Raw genomic sequence first — 21,016 nt, 5'->3', positions numbered from 1 at the left:
CCTAGCTAGCTCCGGTAATCGGCATTGATCGAGATATAGCCATGCGTCAAATCGCATGTCCAAACCCGCGCCGTGCCATCGCCGGTGCCAATCGTCACCGCAAGATCAATCATCTGACCCGTCATATGGGCGGCAATCGGGGTTTCGTCATAATCGGCAATACGCATGCCCTCACGCGCCACCGCATAGCCGCCGATATCAATGCTGATCGCATCAGATGGAATGCCAATGCCCGATTTGCCAATCGCCATGACAATCCGACCCCAATTGGCATCTTCGCCAGCGATGGCGGTTTTGACCAAAGGCGAATTTGCAATGGCAAGGCCGATTTGACGGGCAATCGCGTTGGTCTTGGCACCCGCAATATCAATGGTGACAAGCTTGGTTGCGCCTTCGCCATCGCGCACAATCTGGATGGCAAGATCGCGCATGACCGCGGCCAAGGCAGCGCGGAAATCGGCCAATGCCGGATCATTGGCATCGGCAATCAGCCGGTTGCCAGCCATGCCGCTTGCCATCAGGAAAACACTATCATTGGTCGAGGTGTCGCTATCAACGGTAATGGCATTGAAGCTGTCATCATTGGCAGCGCGAAGACAATCCGCCAGAACGTCTGCTGGCACGGCCGCATCAGTGCCGATATAGCCAAGCATGGTTGCCATATTTGGCGCAATCATGCCTGACCCTTTGGCAATGCCGCATATATCAACCGACACTCCGTCAATCATACATTTTGCATGGGCGCCTTTGGCGAATGTATCGGTTGTTAGAATGGCATTGGCGGCATTTTGCCAACTGGCATTGCTTTGAGTAACCAATCTATCGAAATAAGGCACCAGCTTGGCCGCATCCAATGGCTCGCCAATCACTCCGGTCGAGGCCACCATGATCGCGCCAGCATCACAATCAAGATGGCTGGCAAGATGATTGACCATTTTATGAACAGCATCATCGCCGCGACTGCCGGTAAAGGCATTGGCATTGCCAGCATTGGTGATGATCGCGGCGGCGGTACCGGTTTCGGCAATTTTCCGGCTCCAGTCAACGGGTGCTGCGGCTGTATCAGATAGCGTAAACACACCAGCAACGCTGCTTTCAGGTGCCAAGCTGATCAACAGCAAATCATCACGCCCTTGATAGCGCATGCCGCTGGCGGCGGTACCAAGCTTGATACCTGCAATCGGTGGCAGGTCGGGGAAGCTGTCAGGTGCCAGAGGAGAAAGAGTCATGGCAGTGGCTGTTACTGGCTGTTGCCAGCGGCCATTGCATCTTTGCGAATTTCGGCAAAACTGCGGAGTTTGATATCCTGTTTTGCGCGCAATTCCTCAAGAACACGGCCCAAGGCTTGCGTTGATAGATTTTGCACAAGCTGGTCACGCATGGCGTCAAGCGTTGGGGCTGGTGCAATTGCCTTTTTATCAACCTTGATAACATGCCAGCCAAACTGGGTTTGGACTGGGGTTTTGCTAAAGCTGCCATCGTCGAGCGCAAAAGCGGCATTTTCAAAGGCTGGCACCATCTGGCCACGGCCAAAAGTGCCAAGTGATCCGCCATTTGGCCCGCTTGGTCCGGTTGATTTGGTTTTTGCCAATTCGGCAAAATCTTCGCCTTTTTCAAGTGCGGCAATCACCGCCTTGGCGTCATCTTCAGTTTCAACGAGGATATGTGATGCCGTCACCTGTTCGCGTGATGCGCTGTCGGCGACAAATTTCTGATAGGCATTTTCAATCGCAGCATCATTCACTTCGCCAGCAACCGTCTCGCCAAGCCATGATTCGGCAAGAACGCGGTCAGCGGCAACTTTCATCGCCGCGGCAACATCGTCTTTTTGGTCATGTTTTGCCGTGCGGGCGGCATCGGCGGCAATGCGCGCATCAACCATATCAGTGACCAGCTGGTCGAAATAATTTGCCAAAGGCGTTTGCCGGAATTCATCAGGAAGTCGCTCGGCCTGCCGCATGACATCGTCAAGCCACAAGGTTTCGCCATTGACCGTGCCAACCGGAATCCGGTCGTCATTGGCATGTGCCATCATGCCCATGCTGGCAAAAAGCGCGACGCCTGTTACAAGGCCGATAAACCGATGGGCGAAAATACCATTACGCATTCGTAAATCCTCTTAAAATAAACAGGTCTTGCCGCAATCATCGGCGCGCCGTTGGGTCGTCAGGAAGAATTCAAATCAAACAAGCCGGTCTTTGACCACCAGCCTATGGTGTAAGTGTTAGCGAAGCTAACTTCGAAGAGCAAGCCCGCGCTTGAAAAAGGCGCAATATTCTGCGGCAGGCCGGAAGGGGGTTATCTACCTTTGGGCGATTTTGCACATCACAGGTAAATCGGGAAAAACATACTCAAACAATTGACAAAATTCGCGTCTATACCTATGTCCAGTCAGGTGCTTTTTGCACCAGCTTTATATTTGCCGTCCGGTAGCGCATCTGCCACATGGCTGGGGAGTTACAATGTTTGCGTCTTTTGCAAAAAACCTGTTTGGCAGCTCGAATGACCGTATCGTCAAATCGATGCAGCCATTGGTTCAGCAGATTAATGACCGCGAAGCCAATTTTGCCAGCCTCGATGATGATGCCATTCGGGCAATGGTTACGGATATCCGCCAGAAAATAACTGATGGCGCGTCAAAAGACGATTTTTTAGTTGATGTGTTTGCGCTGGTTCGCGAAGCCGCCAAACGCACCCTTGGCCAGCGTCATTTTGATGTCCAATTGATGGGTGGTATTGCGCTTCATCGTGGCCAGATCGCCGAAATGAAAACCGGCGAAGGCAAAACGCTTGTTGCGACTTTGGCGGTAGTGCTGAATTCGCTTGATGGGCGCGGTGTTCATGTAGTCACGGTCAATGATTATCTGGCATCACGTGATGCGGCATGGATGAGCAAGGTCTATGAATTTCTGGGGCTAAGCGTTGGCTGCATCACGGGCGGGCTTGATGATGATCAGCGCCGTGCCGCCTATGGTTGTGATGTCACTTACGGCACGAATAATGAATTTGGCTTTGACTATCTTCGCGATAATCTGAAATTCAGTCTTGAAGATATGGTGCAGCGCGATTTCAGCTTTGCGATTGTCGATGAGGTTGATTCAATCCTTATTGATGAAGCGCGCACCCCGCTGATCATTTCCGGCCCTGCCGAAACCAATGCCGAACATTATCATGTTGCTGATCAGATCATCCCGTTATTGGTGGATGAAGATTTTGACCTTGATGAAAAGGGCAATAGTGTCTCGCTGAGTGAAATTGGTATTGAACATGCCGAAACCCTGCTTCGCGAGCGTGGTGCCATTGGCGATGCAACCCTTTATGACATTGAAAATGTCGGGCTGTTGCATCACGTCAATCAGGCGCTTCGTGCGCATCGGCTTTTTGCGCGTGACACGCATTATATGCTAAAGGCGGGCGAGGTTGTCATCATTGATGAATTTACCGGCCGCGCCATGGAAGGCCGCCGCTTTTCTGATGGTCTGCATCAGGCAATTGAGGCAAAAGAAGGTGTTGAAATTCAGGCGGAAAACCAGACGCTGGCTTCAGTCACCTTCCAGAATTATTTCCGCATGTATGACAAGCTTGCAGGCATGACTGGAACAGCCATGACCGAGGCTGGTGAATTTTCTGAAATCTACGCATTGGAAGTTATGGCTATCCCGACCAATCGTGATGTTGCCCGTATTGATTATGATGATGAGGTTTACCGCACCAGCGCCGAACGTGACGAAGCCGTTATCGCACTGATCCTTGAATGCCGGTCACGCCAGCAGCCGGTTCTTGTTGGCACGATCAGTATCAATAAATCCGAACGCCTATCAACCGAATTGGAAAAGCGCAAAATTGAGCATCGGGTTCTGAACGCCCGTTTCCATGAAGAAGAAGCCAAAATCATTGCCGATGCTGGCGTGCCTGGCGCGGTTACGATTGCCACCAATATGGCCGGACGCGGAACCGATATTCAGCTTGGTGGTAATTTGGAAATGCGGCTTGCCAGCCTTGAGGCCGAGGGCAAACCAGTTACCGAAGCGGTTACGGCCAAAATTGCTGCTGAAATTGAAGCGGCCAAAGCCACCGCGCTTGCCGCTGGCGGGCTGTATGTTATTTGTACCGAACGCCATGAATCTCGCCGGATTGATAATCAGCTTCGTGGCCGGACAGGGCGTCAGGGTGATCCTGGCGCGTCAAAATTCTTCTTGTCACTCCAAGATGATCTGATGCGTATTTTCGGCTCAGAAAAGCTGGAAAGCATGCTGTTAAAGCTTGGTCTTGAAGAAGGCGAGGCCATTATGCACCCATGGATTAACAAGGCTGTTGAAAAAGCCCAATCCAAGGTCGAGGCACGCAATTTCGAGATTCGCAAGCAATTGCTTAAATATGATGACGTGATGAATGACCAGCGCCGGGTGATTTTTGACCAGCGCAAAGAAATCATGCGCGCCGATGATGTTCATGACACGGTTGTCGATATGCGCCATGAAGCTGCCGCCTTGATTGTTGAACGGTCAATTCCCGCTGGCACTTATCATGATGCATGGGATTCAGAAACGCTTGATGCCGATGCGCGCCGCGTTTTGGGGGTCGAGGCGCCGATTGCCGAATGGTTTGCCGAAGACGGCATTGCCGAACCGGAAATTGAAGCTCGATTGATTGACGCTGCCGATCGCCATATGGCCGAAAAAGCCGTGCGGCTTGGGCCTGATATCATGCGGATGGCAGAAAAGAATTTGCTTTTGCAGGTACTTGATCAGCAATGGAAAGAACATTTATTAACCCTTGATCAATTGCGTCAGGGAATTACCCTTCGGGCCTATGGGCAAAAAGACCCTTTGAATGAGTATAAGCGCGAAGCCTTTTTGATGTTTGAAACGATGCTTGCCAATATGCGTGAAACCACAAGCATGGTTCTCTCGCATGTCGAGATCCGCCAGCCCGATGACGACGGCGCGCCGCCGGCTGCACCAGCAGAGGCATCTGCCAATGCGAAAGTGTCGCGAAATGCCCCTTGCCCATGCGGATCAGGCAAGAAATTCAAACATTGCCATGGCGCGCTTTAACGCTGCCATATTGCTGGTTTCGGGATCGCTGGTTTCGGGGCTTGTCGTCCCGCTCGATGCCCCTTATCTAAAAGGCAGATAGATTTCGGTGAGGCGGAACAGATGATCAAATATCAATTGATTTGCGATTTGACACATGAATTTGAAGGCTGGTTCCAAACTGGCGCTGCTTTTGATACGCAGAATCAAGCGGGGCTTGTCACCTGTCCGGTTTGTGACAGCGTCAAGGTGCGCCGCGCGCTAATGACGCCCAATCTGGTCAGCCCAAAACGTCGCCGTGATGATGTGTGTCGCTTGCCAATGGCTGAAACTGGCCATCAGGCTAATCATCAGTCTGGCACCATAGCGCCATCTTCTCAAACCGCATCCGGCCAAACCGCATCGGCGCATGTTGCTGCATCCAAGCCCGCCTCATTGCAGGCCCTCCCATCACAGGCCGCGCTTGGCGAGGCGATTGCGCAGCTTCGCCAATTGCAGCGCAAGGTAAAGTCTGAATGTCGGGATGTCGGGACCGATTTTGCAACCGAAGTTCGCAAAATGCATTATGGCGACAGCGAACCTGAGAATGTTTATGGTCAGACAAGCGCTGAAGAACGCGAGTCACTCGCCGATGAAGGCATTGATATCGTGACTTTGCCGTGCTTGCCGCCTGAACATTAAACCGGGTGATTTGCGCGCCTTGGCCTTTGCCCTATCGAAAGCCGCCACTCGCCGCATAATTGATCGCCAGTGACCCGATTGGCATAAAGCCGCCGCCCGGACAGGGCGCAAAACCGGTCATATCATCAAGGACAATACCCGCTGCCGCAAATTCGGCACGTAATTCGGCTGGCCGCACGAATTTGCGCGGATCATGTGTGCCGGCAGGCACAAGCCGAACAATATATTCAAGCGCGAATTTGGCAAAAACCAGCGCTGGCAAGCTGCGGTTAATGGTGGTGATCACGACAACGCCATTTGGTGCCAGCATCGTGGCAATCGCCTTGATAAAAAGCGGGCGATCGGCAACATGTTCGATCACTTCAGAGGCATAGATTACATCGAATTTGGCACCGCTTGCGGCTAGATCTTCGGCTGTGATCACCTGATAATCAATCGCAAGCTGCATCGATTCAGCATGTATTTTGGCCGCGCTGATCGCCGGTGCGGTAACGTCAATGCCGGTTACCTCTGCGCCAAGCCGCGCCATTGGTTCGGCAAGCAAGCCACCGCCACAGCCAATATCGAGTATTTTTAATCCGGCCAATGATGGTTTTACGACTGTTTTTATTGGGAAAAATCGGCCGGTCGCTTGCAGAATGTAGTCAATCCGGACGGGGGTAAAAGCATGCAAAGGTGCCATTGGCCCTTTTTGATCCCACCATTGGTCGGATACGGCGGCAAAATTATCGATCTCTGTTTGATCGGCTGTTGTCATCATAGGCTTGCCCCGGTGGCTGGTAATCGTTATAGCTGCGTGAAATTAGATTTACTGGAAAACAGCATACAGCAAATGGCACGGATTGTTCAAAAATTTGGCGGCACCTCGGTGGCCGATCTTGATCGCATACGCAATGTGGCGCAGCGGGTAAAAACTGAAATTGACGCTGGCCATGAGGTTGCGGTTGTTGTCTCGGCAATGTCGGGGACAACAAACCAGCTTGTCTCATGGGCATCTGAGATCGGCCCGCTCCATGATGCGCGTGAATATGATACGATTGTTGCGACTGGCGAACAGGTGACGGTTGGCTTGCTGGCGATTGCTTTGCAGAACATCGGCATCGATGCACGGTCATGGCTTGGCTGGCAGATTCCCATCCGGTCAGATAATGTTCATGGCGCGGCGCGGATTGACTCGATTGACGGGTCGGCCATTCGCGAGCGCATGAAAGCCGGACAGGTTGCTGTCATTGCCGGCTTTCAAGGCATTGGCCCCGATGGCCGGATCAGCACACTTGGCCGAGGTGGCTCGGATACATCGGCCGTTGCGATTGCCGCCGCGCTCCAAGCTGACCGTTGCGATATCTATACTGATGTCGATGGGGTTTATACTACCGATCCGCGAATCGCACCAAAAGCGACGAAATTGTCGCGAATCACCTTTGAAGAAATGCTGGAAATGGCATCATCAGGTGCCAAGGTATTGCAAACAAGATCAGTCGCCATGGCGATGCGCCATAATGTTAGTCTGCAGGTGCGCTCAAGTTTCAATGATGCACCAGGCACTTTAGTCGTGAATGAGGATTCAGTCGTGGAACAAGAAACCATTAGCGGGATTGCCTATAGCCCTGATGAGGCCAAAATCACCATCGTTGGCCTTCCTGACCAGCCGGGTGTTGCTGCCGGTGTTTTTGGTGCATTGGCAGATAATCATGTCAATGTGGATATGATTGTCCAAAGCGCATCAAGCGCCGTGAAGAAAACCGATATCAGCTTTTCGGTTAGCCGTAGTGACCTTGATAAAGCTGTTGATATCATAAATAAAATTAAAGATCAGCTGGGATTTGAGTCGGTTGACGCCGCGCCAAATGTTGCCAAAATTTCAGTTGTGGGAATGGCGATGCGAACCCAGCCTGGTGTTGCCAAGACGATGTTTGAGACATTGGCGGCAAAGGGCGTAAATTTGCATGTGATTTCAACATCCGAAATCAAGATTTCGGTTCTGATTGATGCTGAATATACCGAATTAGCGGTTCGCAGCCTACATACCGCCTATGGATTAGATGACGAGACTTAATATCGCAACGATAGCTATTGATCCTTGCTAAACAAGGCAAGATCTGCGTCGTAAATGAATAACAGCCAATGTTATCAGCTATATGCTCGTTGGTTATTATTGTAAAAACTTAAATTTTATTTGCAATTTATAACGATTTCGGTACTAGTGTGTCATCTGGCATTAAATGGAGACTTTTTTGGCGGGCGATCAAGATAAAGATATCCAACCTGGGGTTGCCGACGACAGTTTCGAACAAATTGGTTCGACGCTGAGACAGGCGCGTCGGGCTCAGGGTTTGAAAATCAGCGACGTATCCCAGCACCTCCGCATCTCAGTTGACTATCTGTCAAATTTGGAGATGGGCGCATTTGATCAATTGCCAGCGCCGGCCTATGTCACAGGGTTTTTACGAAGCTATGGCCAGTTTGTTGCGGTCGATCCAACAACACTTGTGGCGCGCTATAATGATTTGACGACCAAAGCGGCAACCATGCCAACCTATAAAATTCCGGTGGGGGCTCGACCTCCCCAGCGATCGGCACCAGCCATCGCTTCAATGTTGGTTGTTTGTGCTGGTATTGCCTATGGTGGTTGGTACTGGATAAATGGCGGTGATGGAACTGATCGGATGGCGATGGTGCTAGGCGAGGTTGTGAAACCCCTGCCATTGCCTGCTGCGATGCAAGACACGCTTATTGATCAGGATACTGTATCGCCTGTGCCGGTTGACGGTCAGGCGCAAAGCCAAGATCTGACAGCGCCAGCAAAGCCCGAAAAGGTAACGGCCGCCGCGGCTGTGATCCCAATTCCAAGCGTGGCAACAGATGATTGGGCGGTCATGACCGAAACCATCACTCCCGAAACCGGCCCCACCGAAACTGGCACGGCCAAAACGATCACGGCTGAGGCACCAGCCGGTGCCGCACCAGCAAAACCCGTCGAAACGGCAGTGGCGATTGACGCGCCAAGTGGGCCAGCTGTCCCGTTAGCCGATGCGAATGGCCCTCTTCTGTCAGGCGATTTAGCTGAAATACAGGTCATTACTCCTGCATCGCAAGACGGCGAAACGCGTGTGGCTGGAAATAGCGCTACTGCCAATCTTCGCGATCCGGCGCAGGAAATCACCATCCGTGCGGTTGCCGCAAGCTGGGTTGAGATTGTGCGTGATAATGGCGAAGAAGTGATGGCGAAATTGATGCGGGTCGGGGACAGCTATGTTGTCGAAGGCAATACGCGGCTGTATCTCAGCACTGGCAATGCTGGCGGGCTAGAGATTGTCATCGGAAGCGATGACCCGCGTCCAATCGGTGGAACGGGTCAGATTGTTCGCGATTTGCCGCTGGTTATTGATAAATTACGACAGGCGCTCTAGCCCTTATCCCAGTCCGGTTTTCCCTGTTTTGCTTTTTCCTGTCTTTATAAGATTGTTTCCAAATATTTTGGGGCGTGATCCCGATTTTAAGTTTTCTCTGTGATGTTGACTTTTTTTATCGGGGCTTTGCCTGTTTGCGCGGCGATGGCGGGGCAAATTTTATGGCCTGCCAGCCATCTTGGAAATTGATCGCAACACCCCATCTGAACAATGTGACGCATTGATCTGGCGCTTGCCCGCCGAACAGGGTATAGAATGGGGCAGACTCAACAGGGGTGCGCTGCGCCATTATTTGGAGTGCAAAAGTGTCAAACGCTTATCGGGCTTATAGAACCATTGAGCGCCGTCGCTGTCGTCAGGTGATGGTCGGATCAGTTCCGGTTGGCGGCGATGCGCCAATTTCGGTGCAAACCATGACCAACAGCCTGACAAGTGATATTGACAGCACCTTGGCGCAAATCAATGCGGCGGCGGCGGCGGGTGCTGATATTGTGCGGGTGTCCTGCCCTGATGAAGACAGCACCGCGGCGCTGAAAACCATCTGCGCGCAAAGCCCGGTTCCGATTGTTGCTGATATCCATTTCCATTATCGCCGCGCCATCGAGGCAGCCAAGGCCGGTGCCGCCTGTTTGCGGATCAATCCTGGCAATATAGGCAATGCGGCGCGCGTGCGCGAGGTGGTGCAGGCGGCGCGCGATCATGGCTGTTCGATGCGGATTGGCGTTAATGCCGGATCGCTGGAAAAGCATCTTCTTCAAAAATATGCCGAGCCTTGCCCTGAAGCACTTGTTGAATCTGCCTTGGAACATGCCAAGATTTTGCAGGATAATGATTTTCACGAATTCAAAATTTCAGTCAAAGCATCCGATGTGTTTCTGGCGGTTGCGGCTTATCAACAGCTTGCTGATGTGATTGATTGCCCGCTGCATATTGGCATCACCGAGGCCGGTGGGCTGCGGGCAGGCACAATCAAATCGGCCATTGGGCTTGGCAATCTGCTGTGGGCCGGCATTGGCGATACGGTGAGAGTGTCGTTATCGGCAGACCCGACCGAAGAGGTGAAAGCCGGTTATGAAATGCTGAAATCACTTGGGCTTCGCCGCCGCGGTGTGACAGTTATTTCCTGCCCATCTTGTGCGCGCCAGCAATTTGACGTTATCAAAACCGTGCAAATCATCGAAGACCGGCTGGAACATATTGATATGCCAATCACCGTTTCGATCATTGGCTGTATTGTGAACGGGCCGGGTGAGGCGCGTGAAACTGATATTGGGCTTACTGGTGGTGGCAAAGGAACACATCAGATTTACCTGTCAGGTATGGCTGATCATCGCTTGTCAAATGGCGATATTGTTGAACATGTGGTCGATCTTGTTGAAACCCGCGTCGCCGAATTAAAAGCCGCCGAAGCGGCATCAACACAAACTTAAAAAGCAGATTAAAGCCCATGTCACGACTTCAACCTGCCCGCGGTACCGCTGATCTTCTTCCCGATAGCATGGCCAAACATCGTTTGGTGATTGACGCTGCGCGCACGGCATCGGCGCGCTATGGATTTCAGGAAATGGCAACGCCGATTTTTGAATTTTCCGAAGTGTTTTCACGCCCACTTGGCGAAAGCAGCGATATTGTCACCAAAGAAAATTACAGCTTTGCTGATCGTGGTGGTGAAATCTTGACCTTGCGGCCGGAAAATACTGCTGGTGTTGTGCGAGCAATGATTTCGGGCGGGCTGACGCAAAGCCTGCCGTTGAAATATTTCTATGCAGGGCCGATGTTTCGCTATGAGCGTCCGCAAAAAGGCCGGATGCGCCAGTTTCATCAGGTAGGCATTGAATATCTTGGTCCAGATGATGCGCTTGCCGATGCTGAAATCATTGCTTGTGGGGCGCGGTTTCTGGCGTCGCTTGGTGTTCTTGATGATTGTGAACTTCATCTCAATTCGCTTGGTGATGGTGACAGTCGGGCGGCTTACCGGGCGGCCTTGATTGCCTATTTGGAAACATTTGCCGATCAATTATCGGATGACAGCAAAACCCGCCTTGCGGTGAATCCGCTTCGCATTCTGGATTCAAAAGATGCTGGCGACCGCGCGATCTTGCAAGATGCCCCTCGATTACACGATTATCTGAATGATGTGTCAAAGGCGCATTTTACCGATTTGACAGCCGCGCTTGATGGCGCTGGCGTGGCGTGGGTTTTTGATCCGCTATTGGTTCGCGGGCTTGATTATTATTGTCATACGGCTTTTGAATTTGTCACCACATCGCTTGGCGCACAAGGAACGGTTCTTGGCGGCGGGCGTTATGACGGGCTTGCCGAAATGCTTGGCGGGCCAAAAGTGGCCGGTGTTGGCTGGGCGGCTGGTGTTGAACGGCTTGCCATGCTTGTTGAAACCGCGTCGGTAAATAATCCCAAAGTGGCGATCTTGACGGCTGATGATGGCGCGCGCCAAGCAGCGTTTTGCCTTGCCGAACAGCTTCGCGATGCGGGGATTGATATTGATCTGCCAACAAGCGGCGCGATGGGTAAAAAATTGAAAAAGGCCGATAAGGCCGGGATCCGGACTGCGGTGATTATGGGAAGTGATGAGCTTGCCAAAAACACCGTCCAGCTGCGCAATCTAGGCGATGGAAGCCAGCAGGAATTGCCACTTGATCCGGATGATTGCAGCGGCCTTGCGGCGGCGATTGCCGAAAGCCTTCTCGCCCCATAGCGAACGGCCTTTTGCGTGTGGCAGCCGCGCCGTTTGATTTGCCAAATTCAGAGTGATTGAAACAAGACCAAAAAGGGAGTTTTGGCATGAGCCACGACTCATCAATGGATAAAGTACTTGAACGCCGGCGCGAAGTCGAAAACCGGCTGTCGGATTCGGCGAATATGAGCAATAGTGATCTTGTGCAATTTTCCCGTGAACTGTCCGACCTTCGTCCGGTTTGCGAACAGATTGAGCTAGTTCGCCGGATCGAAACTGAGCTTGCTGATGCGCTTGTCATGGTTGCCGAAGCGGGTGATGATCCGGATATGCTGGAAATGGCGCAGGCCGAGGCCGATTTGCTTAGAGAACAGCTTCCCGATGCCCAAGCCGCCTTGCAGCTTTTACTATTGCCAAAAGACAAGGATGATTCGCGAAACGCCATTCTTGAGGTGCGCGCCGGAACGGGTGGTGACGAGGCGGCGCTTTTTGCCGCAAATCTATTTTCGATGTATCAGCGCTTTGCCGCAAAACATGGCTGGAAATTTGAAGTGATGGAAGTATCGGAAACCGGCATTGGTGGCTATAAGGAAGCCACGGCCACCATTTCAGGCCAGGATGTTTTTGCGCGGTTAAAATTTGAATCGGGTGTGCATCGGGTGCAGCGTGTTCCCGAAACCGAGGCTGGTGGGCGTATTCACACATCCGCGGCAACCGTTGCCGTGCTTCCCGAAGCCGAAGATGTTGATATCCAGATTGATGAATCCGATCTTCGGATCGACCTGTTTCGCGCATCGGGGCCAGGTGGCCAATCGGTCAATACAACTGACTCGGCGGTTCGCATCACGCATTTGCCAACCGGCATTGTTGTTAGCCAGCAAGATGAAAAATCACAACATAAGAACCGTGCCAAAGCGATGAAGATCTTGCGTGCGCGGATTTATGATGCTGAACGGGCGCGGGTCGAGGCTGAACGCGCTGCTGAACGCAAAGGACAGGTTGGGTCGGGTGATCGGTCTGAACGAATCCGCACCTATAATTTTCCGCAAGGCCGCGTTACCGATCACCGAATCAATTTCACCCTTTACAAGCTCGACCGAGTCATTGCTGGGGAGGCGCTTGACGAGGTGGTTGACGCGCTGGTGTCAGAGGATCAGGCACGGCGGCTTGCCGAAGGGGTGTGATGGTGACGCCGGTTGATCACGAAAAAACCGATCCGACGGCCCAACAAGAAGCCAGCATCATTCTTTATGGTCTCGAGCAGACCCTTGCCGCGGCCGGAATTGCCAGTGCCAAGACCGATGCGCGTTGTCTTCTTGGCATGGCCTTGGGACGTGATGACGCTGTTTTGCCACATGAAGATATCGCGCCAATGGATCAGGTTTGTGCTGACCGGCTAGCGGCGATGGTGGCACGCCGGCTTGAGGGCGAGCCAATCAGCCGCATTCGTGGTTGGCGTGAATTTTGGTCGCTTCGCTTTGCCGTATCGCCAGCCACGCTTGATCCGCGCCCCGATTCAGAGACATTGATTGAAGCGGCTGTAAGATGGGCATTACGCAATGCGGGCAAGGATCGCCCTTTGCGCTTGCTTGATCTTGGCACGGGCAGCGGTTGTTTGCTTCTGGCGTTACTATCTGAATTGCCGAAGGCGCAAGGTATCGGCATTGATATTAATCCCGATGCAGTGGCCACGGCTAGGCGCAATGCGGCTAGCCTCGGTCTTGGTGATCGCGCCGCGTTTGCCGAACATAGCTTTACCGATGATTTAGGCTCACTTGGCGGGTTTGACGTGATCTTGTCAAACCCGCCCTATATCCCGACTGGCGAAATTGACGGGCTTGCGGTGGATGTGAGATCTTTTGATCCGGCCTTAGCGCTTGATGGCGGAGCTGATGGCATGGCGTGCTGGGCGCAGCTTTTGCCGCGACTTGCGGCGGTGCTTGCGGTGGATGGTATGGCGTTTGTTGAAATCGGGCGTGGGCAGGAAAATGCCGTCACCGCCGCGGCGGAAAAAGTGAATTTACAGCTTCGCGACAGCCATTGTGATCTTGCTGGCATTACGCGCTGTCTCACATTTTCAATTAAAATGTGAAATGGATGATATTTTCCTTGATATTAATATGAAGCCAACGCTATGGTATCGCCAATCGCGGCGGGGTGATTTTGTTCACCAGTACGCCAGCGCCTTTCCTAACGAAATGGGATCGCTTGCACCGGCTTTATGTCGAGCTGTCGTTAATAGACTAACCGCAACCGAAATGACTTTGACTAAATTTATCGATAACCGTTTTTAATAACGAATGTGGTATCAAACCCAATGAGACAACCTCAAAACGCCAAACGCGGCCGTGGTCGTGGCCGCCGTGGAAATACGAGTGGCAATCATAATCATGTGCCAAACCGCAACACATCCTATGAGTCGAATGGCCCTGACGTGAAATTGCGGGGCAATGCCCAACAGCTTCATGAAAAATATATGGCGCTTGCGCATGACGCGGCGACATCGGGTGAACGGATTTCGGCTGAAGCCTATACGCAGTTTGCCGATCATTATTTCCGGCTTCATCAAGCGGCTGTTGGTGTTGCTGAAACCAAACGCCAGCAAGAACAAGCCAATGCCGCCGTTGACGACGCCGTTTCAGGCGAATCTCGGCGTGATCACGAACCCGTTGCCGAAAATGATGAGGCTGGTTTGCCAGTTGATGACAAACCCAATCAGGCATCTGCACAGCCTAATGGCGGTGATGGCGTTGCTGACTCAGGCGATGCTGCCCCGAAAAAACGGCTTAGCCCCCGCAATGGTGCTGCCAAAAATGGGGCGGCCAATAATGGTGCAGACGATCGCACAAACCTATCTCCGGCACAGCTTGCCGAGGCGGTTCAGGGTGATCAAGATAGCGATCAACCATCCTAACAAAGATATCTTCGCTGGGTTTTCAACGCCATAAATGTTGTTAAAAACTTGCAATCCTCATGGAAATCGAGTGGCATTCGGCATGATTTAGGCTGGCTGTAACCTGTCACCAACCCGAATGATGCCGCCATTGATCACCTCGGCAAAAATGCCAAGATTGCTATGGCCGAAATGGGCTTTCATAAAGCGCACATAATCGTCTGGATTACGTTTGGCCGTTGCCGGGTCAACATTGATTGCGGCGCAGCGGCCAACGGGCTCTTTGACCAATAGCAGCGCATCACCACAGCGTAATGTTTTGCCAATCAAGCCCTCTTCGGCAAAGGGCGCCCCGCCATCAATAATGATATTGATCCGAAACCGGCGGCTGTCGGGCTTTGTGTTGGTCGCTTCGGCAAAAGCGTCGAGCGACGCATTGCTGGCAATGCTAATCAGCGCTGTTGATTGGTCACTATAGGCCTGATGTTTCATCGTCATCAAACGCGGCTTTCCGCGAAGCTTGCTGCCAAGCAAGGTGAAAAAGAAATTTCCAAAACGCTGGCAATCGGCTGGCTCTGCCGGATCAATGCTTAGACACAGGGTGCCATGATGCAGCAATTCTAATCTGGGATTGGCGGCATCATCATAGCGGCAGCTATATTCGGCCAATGATTCATGTGACATTAATTGCAGGAAATGTGCTTTGCGAAACCATGTTCCATCGCTGGCAGTGGCGGTTTTTTCGTCTCCAATCGAAATCGCAAATTGCCGGTCATTAGGAAAATAGCTACCTTGCTGCAGTTTGGCCAAAGGCATTTGGTTGCCGCCAAACCCCTTGACCGGATATTGCCAAAGCTGATGAATTTGCATGGATATTTTCCCCTGAGTCATGTTTATGGCCGCAATATGGCGTTGACGCTAATAAAAGGTAATAGCCGAAGGCAAGCACAAACACCGGCAATATCGCTGGCTTGATGGGAATTAATCGTCACAGATGCGTGGTTATTGTGTGTTTTTGATTGTTACGTCACCGGCAAAGCGGAGGGTGCCGTAAGAAAAAACTTCTTGATCAATGGTGGCGACGGTTTTTCGAAAGGCTGGCAAATGCTGATCATCGATCCGCTCGCCGGTTGGCAAGCGAACGGTCATGGGGTTTACCTGCCGGTTATTGACCATCACTTCATAATGAAGATGCGCGCCGGTTGATCTGCCGGTTGATCCGACATATCCGATGATTTCACCTTGTTTCACCCGCGATCCCGGGCGGATATTTGGCGCAATGCGTGACATATGTGCATAGGCTGTATCATAAGTGGCATTATGCCTGATACGGATATAGCGGCCAAAACTGCCTTTCCAGCCGGCTTCGCGAATCACACCTGAACCAGCGGCAATGATTGGCGTGCCGTGCGGTGCTGCGAAATCAACACCTTTATGCATGGCATTAAAGCCGCTAACCGGATGTTTGCGATGGCCGAAAGATGACGAGAGCCGCGCCCCGGAAATTGGGGTGCGGATAAGGGTTCGCGCAGCTGAATTGCCATTTTCATCATACCAGCCAATGGCATCCTTATCGCCGTCATAGCGGAAAAACCCCAATTGCTCGTCAGACAGGACAAGCCCAGCATAATGCAGCTTGCCACCAACGATTTTGCCGTCAATGCTGTCACGCTCGGTTTCATACAGAAGTTCGAATCGGTCTCCGGCTCGAATCTCGCGCTGGAAGTCGACAGAAAAGCCCATGACACGGGTATAGTCATTAAAGGCGCTTTCGCTGATTCCAGCGGCCATCGCGGCCCGATAGATAGAATCGTCAATCGTGCCTTGGAAAAAATTTATATAGCGATCGGTCGGACGAAGCGCGGTGAGCGCCAGCCAGCCACTTGTCGGATGCTGAATCACATAAATGTCGCGTCCGGGCTTGGTCGAAAAGCGAAATCCTTGCGATGCGACCTGGAATTTAGTGCCAATTTGCAGGCGGCGAAGGTCAACTTTGACCGAAACAGCGTCGATTGCTTTGGCGATTGACGCTAAATCATATCCGGCGCGGCGCAAAAGCGCGCCAATACCTTCACCATTGCGAAGCTTTAATTCGGTTTCAGGGCCGCTTTCTAATCCGGTTTGTGACCGAATCATCTCGCTAATCACCTTGGTTGATTTTGGAAGAACATCAATAAGTGCCGGTTTTGACACTGGCGGGATGATCGAAACAGGAATTGCCGGATAGGCAAGTGCCGGATCGGGCCGACTTGTTGGCAAGGCTGGTGCAGTTTGAAAAACAGGTTCCATCGGCGCAAAAGCGACATGAGAGGGTTTGACTGATTCGCGCGCCGCGCCTGTTTCCGCCTGCGCGTTGACCGAACTGCCAACGAAAAGGCAGGTTAAGGCAATTGACATCACAGCCCGATAGAACGGTCTTTGAGATGCCCGTTTGTATATGCAGTTTACCCGCATCTTCACGTCCCCATTTGGCTCGCAAGCCAGTTAAATGCAGCCTTTACATGCCGCAACTTTCAAAAGAAGTCAATCATTTCAATAAAAATCATATAGTTAATTTACTTATGAATCAGTTGATTAGGAAATTTTTATCATCTGGTTTTGTCGCTTTGCCCGGGTGTTAAATTCATCATCTGCAAAAGCCGCTGACGCGGGTCTGATAACGGCTTAAATCGGTACATTATTACCAGGGCGGCGTTGGTGGCCTGTGAAGAAAAGCAGTAAAAATCGGTATTTATCCTTTTGGCGTGCATCTTTTGCCTATTCATCTTGGAACAGAACTGCTATATTGAGGTGTGACTTGGGAATATTGTTGTAACCCTCTCAGGACGGTCGTTCCGCGCTGGTTATTTCTTATATTTAGCGTGCTACAATTCGGTTTTCTGAAAAAAGATCGCAAATACCGATTTTAGGGCTAGACAGCCTGCTTTTGCAGGCTTATAACCCGCTCCCGTTGCCCAGGAATGGGAAACGGAATTGGCCCCAAGGTTTGTTGCTGGAAGGGCTGAAAAATAAAGTCACTAAAAAGAGATTTTAGGGCTAGACAGTCTGCTTCTGCAGGCCTATAACCCGGCTCCGTTGCCTCGAATGAGGAGCGGGAGCTGAACCGAGGGCTTGGCCCGAGCGTTCAGGCGCTGTTTGAAAAAGTTGGAAGCATTTTGGAAGAAGTTCGCGGGCAGCGGTGCGTGATAACGTGTCGTTCTTTGTGATTTAAAAAGTCAGCCTGTTGAATTTCAAAACGCTAATTTTGAACAAAAGTTAACGAACATGGATTGAATAGGATGACATGTTTGACGGATTTATCCGTTCAAACCAGTCTAACCTAAGAGTTTGATCCTGGCTCAGAACGAACGCTGGCGGCATGCCTAACACATGCAAGTCGAACGCTATTTATAGAGTGGCGCACGGGTGAGTAACGCGTGGGAACCTGCCTTTTTCTGCGGGATAACGGTTGGAAACGACCGCTAATACCGCATACGCCCTACGGGGGAAAGGTCCGCCGGAAAAAGAGGGGCCCGCGTCTGATTAGCTTGTTGGTGGGGTAATGGCCTACCAAGGCGACGATCAGTAGCTGGTCTGAGAGGATGATCAGCCACACTGGGACTGAGACACGGCCCAGACTCCTACGGGAGGCAGCAGTGGGGAATATTGGACAATGGGGGCAACCCTGATCCAGCAATGCCGCGTGTGTGATGAAGGCCTTAGGGTTGTAAAGCACTTTCACTGGTGAAGATGATGACGGTAACCAGAGAAGAAGCCCCGGCTAACTTCGTGCCAGCAGCCGCGGTAATACGAAGGGGGCGAGCGTTGTTCGGAATTACTGGGCGTAAAGGGCGCGTAGGCGGTCTTTTAAGTTAGGCGTGAAAGCCCCGGGCTCAACCCGGGAACTGCGCTTAAGACTGGAAGACTAGAAAACGGAAGAGGGTAGTGGAATTCCCAGTGTAGAGGTGAAATTCGTAGATATTGGGAAGAACACCAGTGGCGAAAGCGGCTACCTGGTCCGATTTTGACGCTGAGGCGCGAAAGCGTGGGGAGCAAACAGGATTAGATACCCTGGTAGTCCACGCCGTAAACGATGTCTGCTAGATGTCGGGGGGTTGCCCCTCGGTGTCGCCGCTAACGCATTAAGCAGACCGCCTGGGAAGTACGGTCGCAAGATTAAAACTCAAAGGAATTGACGGGGGCCCGCACAAGCGGTGGAGCATGTGGTTTAATTCGAAGCAACGCGCAGAACCTTACCAGTCCTTGACATGGGGAGTTTGGTTTCCGGAGACGGATTCCTTCAGTTCGGCTGGCTCCCACACAGGTGCTGCATGGCTGTCGTCAGCTCGTGTCGTGAGATGTTGGGTTAAGTCCCGCAACGAGCGCAACCCTCATCTTTAGTTGCCATCAGTTAGGCTGGGCACTCTAGAGAAACTGCCTGCGATGAGCAGGAGGAAGGCGGGGATGACGTCAAGTCCTCATGGCCCTTATGGACTGGGCTACACACGTGCTACAATGGCGGTGACAGTGGGAAGCGATAGGGCGACCTGGAGCAAATCCCCAAAAGCCGTCCCAGTTCGGATTGTACTCTGCAACTCGAGTGCATGAAGTTGGAATCGCTAGTAATCGTGGATCAGCATGCCACGGTGAATACGTTCCCGGGCCTTGTACACACCGCCCGTCACACCATGGGAATTGGTTCTACCCGAATGCGGTGAGCTAACCTGCTTGCAGGAGGCAGCCGACCACGGTAGGGTCAGTGACTGGGGTGAAGTCGTAACAAGGTAGCCGTAGGGGAACCTGCGGCTGGATCACCTCCTTTCTAAGGAAAAACAAAGAGTGGGCACCTATTGCCTGCCGCTGCCCAGCGAATTTCTTCCATATAAACTTAAATGGTATACGACAGCTACAGGCGCGTAGCTCAGTTGGTTAGAGCGCACGACTGATAATCGTGAGGTCGGCAGTTCAAATCTGCCCGTGCCTACCATCTGTTCGGCCGCCTTTGGCTGGCAATCATTTTAGTTTGGAAAAGAAATGCTTATATATTTCGTTCGTACGGAAATTTTCTGTCAACGAGATACGCTGTTTGACAAAGTTAGTGAAGACATCCAAGACCGCGGGATTTAGCTGTGGTGATTTCTGGTTTACCAGTAAATCATGCAACTAATCCTGCAAGAATAGCTTGCAGATCGCATGTGAGGGCTTTTGCCTTTACGTACGGTCTGATCAAGCGTCTCTAAGGGCATTTGGTGGATGCCTTGGCGTTGAGAGGCGATGAAGGACGTGACACGCTGCGATAAGCCATGGGGAGCTGCGAGTAAGCTTTGATCCGTGGATTTCCGAATGGGGAAACCCGGCCATTTAGGTCATCCCGCAAGGGAAGCAAACCTGGGGAACTGAAATATCTAAGTACCCAGAGGAAAGGACATCAACCGAGACTCCGTTAGTAGTGACGAGCGAACGCGGACCAGGCCAGTGGCTTGATAGAAGACAACCAGAAGCGTCTGGAAAGGCGCGCCATAGTGGGTGATAGCCCCGTATGGGTAATGCTTTCTTCAAGTCCTTGAGTAGGGCGGGACACGTGAAATCCTGTCTGAACATGGGGGGACCACCCTCCAAGCCTAAGTACTCCTCAACGACCGATAGCGAACCAGTACCGTGAGGGAAAGGTGAAAAGCACCCCGATGAGGGGAGTGAAATAGACCTGAAACCGAATGCCTACAATCAGTCGGAGCCACATTAAGTGGTGACGGCGTACCTTTTGTATAATGGGTCAGCGAGTTACTTTGACGAGCAAGCCTAAGCCGTTAGGCGTAAGCGAAGCGAAAGCGAGTCTGAATAGGGCGTTTAGTTCGTTTGAGTAGACCCGAAACCGGGTGATCTAGCCATGGGCAGGTTGAAGGTACGGTAACACGTACTGGAGGACCGAACCCACGCATGTTGAAAAATGCGGGGATGACCTGTGGCTAGGGGTGAAAGGCCAATCAAACCCGGAGATAGCTGGTTCTCTGCGAAAACTATTTAGGTAGTGCGTCGTGTATTACCGTCGGGGGTAGAGCACTGGATGGGCTAGGGGGGCGCGAGCCTTACCAAACCTAACCAAACTCCGAATACCGGCGAGTACAGCACGGCAGACAGACTATGGGTGCTAAGGTCCATAGTCGAGAGGGAAACAGCCCAGACCTCCAGCTAAGGTCCCTAAATTGTGGCTAAGTGGGAAAGGATGTGGGAAGGCCAAGACAGCCAGGAGGTTGGCTTAGAAGCAGCCATCCTTTAAAGAAAGCGTAACAGCTCACTGGTCTAGACAAGCCGGCCTGCGCCG

At 52.0% G+C, this 21,016-nt stretch carries 14 protein-coding genes, 1 tRNA gene and 2 rRNA genes (1 of these 17 only partly in view); 12 read left to right on the top strand and 5 right to left on the bottom strand.

Going from position 1 to position 21,016, the window contains the following annotated elements:
* Nucleotides 1-5: 5 nt before the first annotated feature.
* Nucleotides 6-1,229: a bifunctional glutamate N-acetyltransferase/amino-acid acetyltransferase ArgJ gene (gene argJ / locus ABXT40_RS10550; RefSeq protein WP_443645555.1), complete on the bottom strand. Its 1,224-nt coding sequence runs from the start codon at nucleotides 1,227-1,229 to the stop codon at nucleotides 6-8.
* A gap of 11 nt (nucleotides 1,230-1,240) precedes the next feature.
* Nucleotides 1,241-2,107, bottom strand: coding sequence for a peptidylprolyl isomerase (locus ABXT40_RS10545; RefSeq protein ID WP_443645554.1), 867 nt, complete (start codon nucleotides 2,105-2,107; stop codon nucleotides 1,241-1,243).
* A gap of 355 nt (nucleotides 2,108-2,462) precedes the next feature.
* Between ABXT40_RS10545 and secA the strand changes: the two genes are divergently transcribed.
* Together secA and ABXT40_RS10535 are read left to right on the top strand one after the other, a co-directional pair.
* Nucleotides 2,463-5,057: a preprotein translocase subunit SecA gene (gene secA / locus ABXT40_RS10540; RefSeq protein ID WP_443645553.1), complete on the top strand. Its 2,595-nt coding sequence runs from the start codon at nucleotides 2,463-2,465 to the stop codon at nucleotides 5,055-5,057.
* A gap of 102 nt (nucleotides 5,058-5,159) precedes the next feature.
* Nucleotides 5,160-5,717 carry a DUF1178 family protein gene (locus ABXT40_RS10535; RefSeq protein ID WP_443645552.1) on the top strand — a complete coding sequence of 186 codons (558 nt, stop codon included), beginning with the start codon at nucleotides 5,160-5,162 and terminating at the stop codon, nucleotides 5,715-5,717.
* A gap of 31 nt (nucleotides 5,718-5,748) precedes the next feature.
* On the opposite strand, the gene ubiG is transcribed toward ABXT40_RS10535, so the two are convergent.
* Nucleotides 5,749-6,477, bottom strand: a complete 729-nt coding sequence (gene ubiG / locus ABXT40_RS10530) for a bifunctional 2-polyprenyl-6-hydroxyphenol methylase/3-demethylubiquinol 3-O-methyltransferase UbiG (protein ID WP_443645551.1) — start codon at nucleotides 6,475-6,477, stop codon at nucleotides 5,749-5,751.
* Between the two features lie 72 nt (nucleotides 6,478-6,549).
* Between ubiG and ABXT40_RS10525 the strand changes: the two genes are divergently transcribed.
* The 7 genes from ABXT40_RS10525 (at nucleotide 6,550) to ABXT40_RS10495 (ending at nucleotide 14,736) form a co-directional block, all read left to right on the top strand.
* A complete protein-coding gene (locus tag ABXT40_RS10525; protein WP_443647013.1) occupies nucleotides 6,550-7,773 on the top strand; it encodes an aspartate kinase in 1,224 nt (407 codons plus the stop codon).
* 166 nt (nucleotides 7,774-7,939) lie between these two features.
* Nucleotides 7,940-9,127, top strand: a complete 1,188-nt coding sequence (locus ABXT40_RS10520) for a helix-turn-helix domain-containing protein (RefSeq protein ID WP_443645550.1) — start codon at nucleotides 7,940-7,942, stop codon at nucleotides 9,125-9,127.
* 305 nt (nucleotides 9,128-9,432) lie between these two features.
* Entirely contained in the window at nucleotides 9,433-10,557 is a 1,125-nt protein-coding gene (gene ispG, locus ABXT40_RS10515) for a flavodoxin-dependent (E)-4-hydroxy-3-methylbut-2-enyl-diphosphate synthase (RefSeq protein WP_443645549.1), read from the top strand.
* Nucleotides 10,558-10,574: 17 nt separating this feature from the next.
* On the top strand, nucleotides 10,575-11,843 hold the full coding sequence (gene hisS / locus ABXT40_RS10510) for a histidine--tRNA ligase (protein ID WP_443645548.1): 1,269 nt from the start codon (nucleotides 10,575-10,577) through the stop codon (nucleotides 11,841-11,843).
* Nucleotides 11,844-11,929: 86 nt separating this feature from the next.
* On the top strand, nucleotides 11,930-13,006 hold the full coding sequence (gene prfA, locus ABXT40_RS10505) for a peptide chain release factor 1 (RefSeq protein ID WP_443645547.1): 1,077 nt from the start codon (nucleotides 11,930-11,932) through the stop codon (nucleotides 13,004-13,006).
* Entirely contained in the window at nucleotides 13,006-13,914 is a 909-nt protein-coding gene (gene prmC, locus ABXT40_RS10500; protein ID WP_443645546.1) for a peptide chain release factor N(5)-glutamine methyltransferase, read from the top strand. Before prfA ends, prmC begins: the two co-directional genes overlap by 1 nt.
* Before the next feature lie 225 nt (nucleotides 13,915-14,139).
* Nucleotides 14,140-14,736, top strand: a complete 597-nt coding sequence (locus ABXT40_RS10495; protein ID WP_443645545.1) for a DUF4167 domain-containing protein — start codon at nucleotides 14,140-14,142, stop codon at nucleotides 14,734-14,736.
* A gap of 87 nt (nucleotides 14,737-14,823) precedes the next feature.
* Here the strand turns inward: ABXT40_RS10495 and ABXT40_RS10490 are convergent, their stop codons facing one another.
* Together ABXT40_RS10490 and ABXT40_RS10485 are read right to left on the bottom strand one after the other, a co-directional pair.
* Nucleotides 14,824-15,585, bottom strand: a complete 762-nt coding sequence (locus ABXT40_RS10490) for an MOSC domain-containing protein (protein WP_443645544.1) — start codon at nucleotides 15,583-15,585, stop codon at nucleotides 14,824-14,826.
* A gap of 132 nt (nucleotides 15,586-15,717) precedes the next feature.
* A complete protein-coding gene (locus ABXT40_RS10485; RefSeq protein WP_443645543.1) occupies nucleotides 15,718-17,112 on the bottom strand; it encodes a peptidoglycan DD-metalloendopeptidase family protein in 1,395 nt (464 codons plus the stop codon).
* Between the two features lie 918 nt (nucleotides 17,113-18,030).
* On the opposite strand from ABXT40_RS10485, the gene ABXT40_RS10480 reads away from it, so the two are divergent.
* The 3 genes from ABXT40_RS10480 to ABXT40_RS10470 form a co-directional block, all read left to right on the top strand.
* A 16S ribosomal RNA gene (locus ABXT40_RS10480) occupies nucleotides 18,031-19,516 on the top strand.
* An 88-nt stretch (nucleotides 19,517-19,604) separates the two neighbouring features.
* Nucleotides 19,605-19,681: transfer RNA gene (locus ABXT40_RS10475), tRNA-Ile, on the top strand.
* A gap of 237 nt (nucleotides 19,682-19,918) precedes the next feature.
* Nucleotides 19,919-21,016: ribosomal RNA gene (locus ABXT40_RS10470) — 23S ribosomal RNA — on the top strand; it runs 1,630 nt beyond the window's last position.
* Together the 16S and 23S rRNA genes with 1 tRNA gene alongside form the textbook arrangement of a ribosomal RNA operon.

It is taken from the genome of Candidatus Ponderosibacter sp. Uisw_141_02 (genome assembly GCF_048087665.1).
Classification (GTDB): Bacteria; Pseudomonadota; Alphaproteobacteria; order Puniceispirillales; family Puniceispirillaceae; genus UBA3439.
This window is presented reverse-complemented; position numbering and strand designations above follow the sequence as displayed.

Excerpts from the sequence above, each read along its gene's own strand:
- argJ (WP_443645555.1), bottom strand. The coding sequence starts at position 1,229 with ATGACTCTTTCTCCTCTGGCACCTGACAGCTTCCCCGACCTGCCACCG.
- ABXT40_RS10545 (WP_443645554.1), bottom strand. The coding sequence starts at position 2,107 with ATGCGTAATGGTATTTTCGCCCATCGGTTTATCGGCCTTGTAACAGGC.
- secA (WP_443645553.1), top strand. The coding sequence starts at position 2,463 with ATGTTTGCGTCTTTTGCAAAAAACCTGTTTGGCAGCTCGAATGACCGT.
- ABXT40_RS10535 (WP_443645552.1), top strand. The coding sequence starts at position 5,160 with ATGATCAAATATCAATTGATTTGCGATTTGACACATGAATTTGAAGGC.
- ubiG (WP_443645551.1), bottom strand. The coding sequence starts at position 6,477 with ATGATGACAACAGCCGATCAAACAGAGATCGATAATTTTGCCGCCGTA.
- ABXT40_RS10525 (WP_443647013.1), top strand. The coding sequence starts at position 6,550 with ATGGCACGGATTGTTCAAAAATTTGGCGGCACCTCGGTGGCCGATCTT.
- ABXT40_RS10520 (WP_443645550.1), top strand. The coding sequence starts at position 7,940 with ATGGAGACTTTTTTGGCGGGCGATCAAGATAAAGATATCCAACCTGGG.
- hisS (WP_443645548.1), top strand. The coding sequence starts at position 10,575 with ATGTCACGACTTCAACCTGCCCGCGGTACCGCTGATCTTCTTCCCGAT.
- prfA (WP_443645547.1), top strand. The coding sequence starts at position 11,930 with ATGAGCCACGACTCATCAATGGATAAAGTACTTGAACGCCGGCGCGAA.
- prmC (WP_443645546.1), top strand. The coding sequence starts at position 13,006 with ATGGTGACGCCGGTTGATCACGAAAAAACCGATCCGACGGCCCAACAA.
- ABXT40_RS10495 (WP_443645545.1), top strand. The coding sequence starts at position 14,140 with ATGAGACAACCTCAAAACGCCAAACGCGGCCGTGGTCGTGGCCGCCGT.
- ABXT40_RS10490 (WP_443645544.1), bottom strand. The coding sequence starts at position 15,585 with ATGCAAATTCATCAGCTTTGGCAATATCCGGTCAAGGGGTTTGGCGGC.
- ABXT40_RS10485 (WP_443645543.1), bottom strand. The coding sequence starts at position 17,112 with ATGTCAATTGCCTTAACCTGCCTTTTCGTTGGCAGTTCGGTCAACGCG.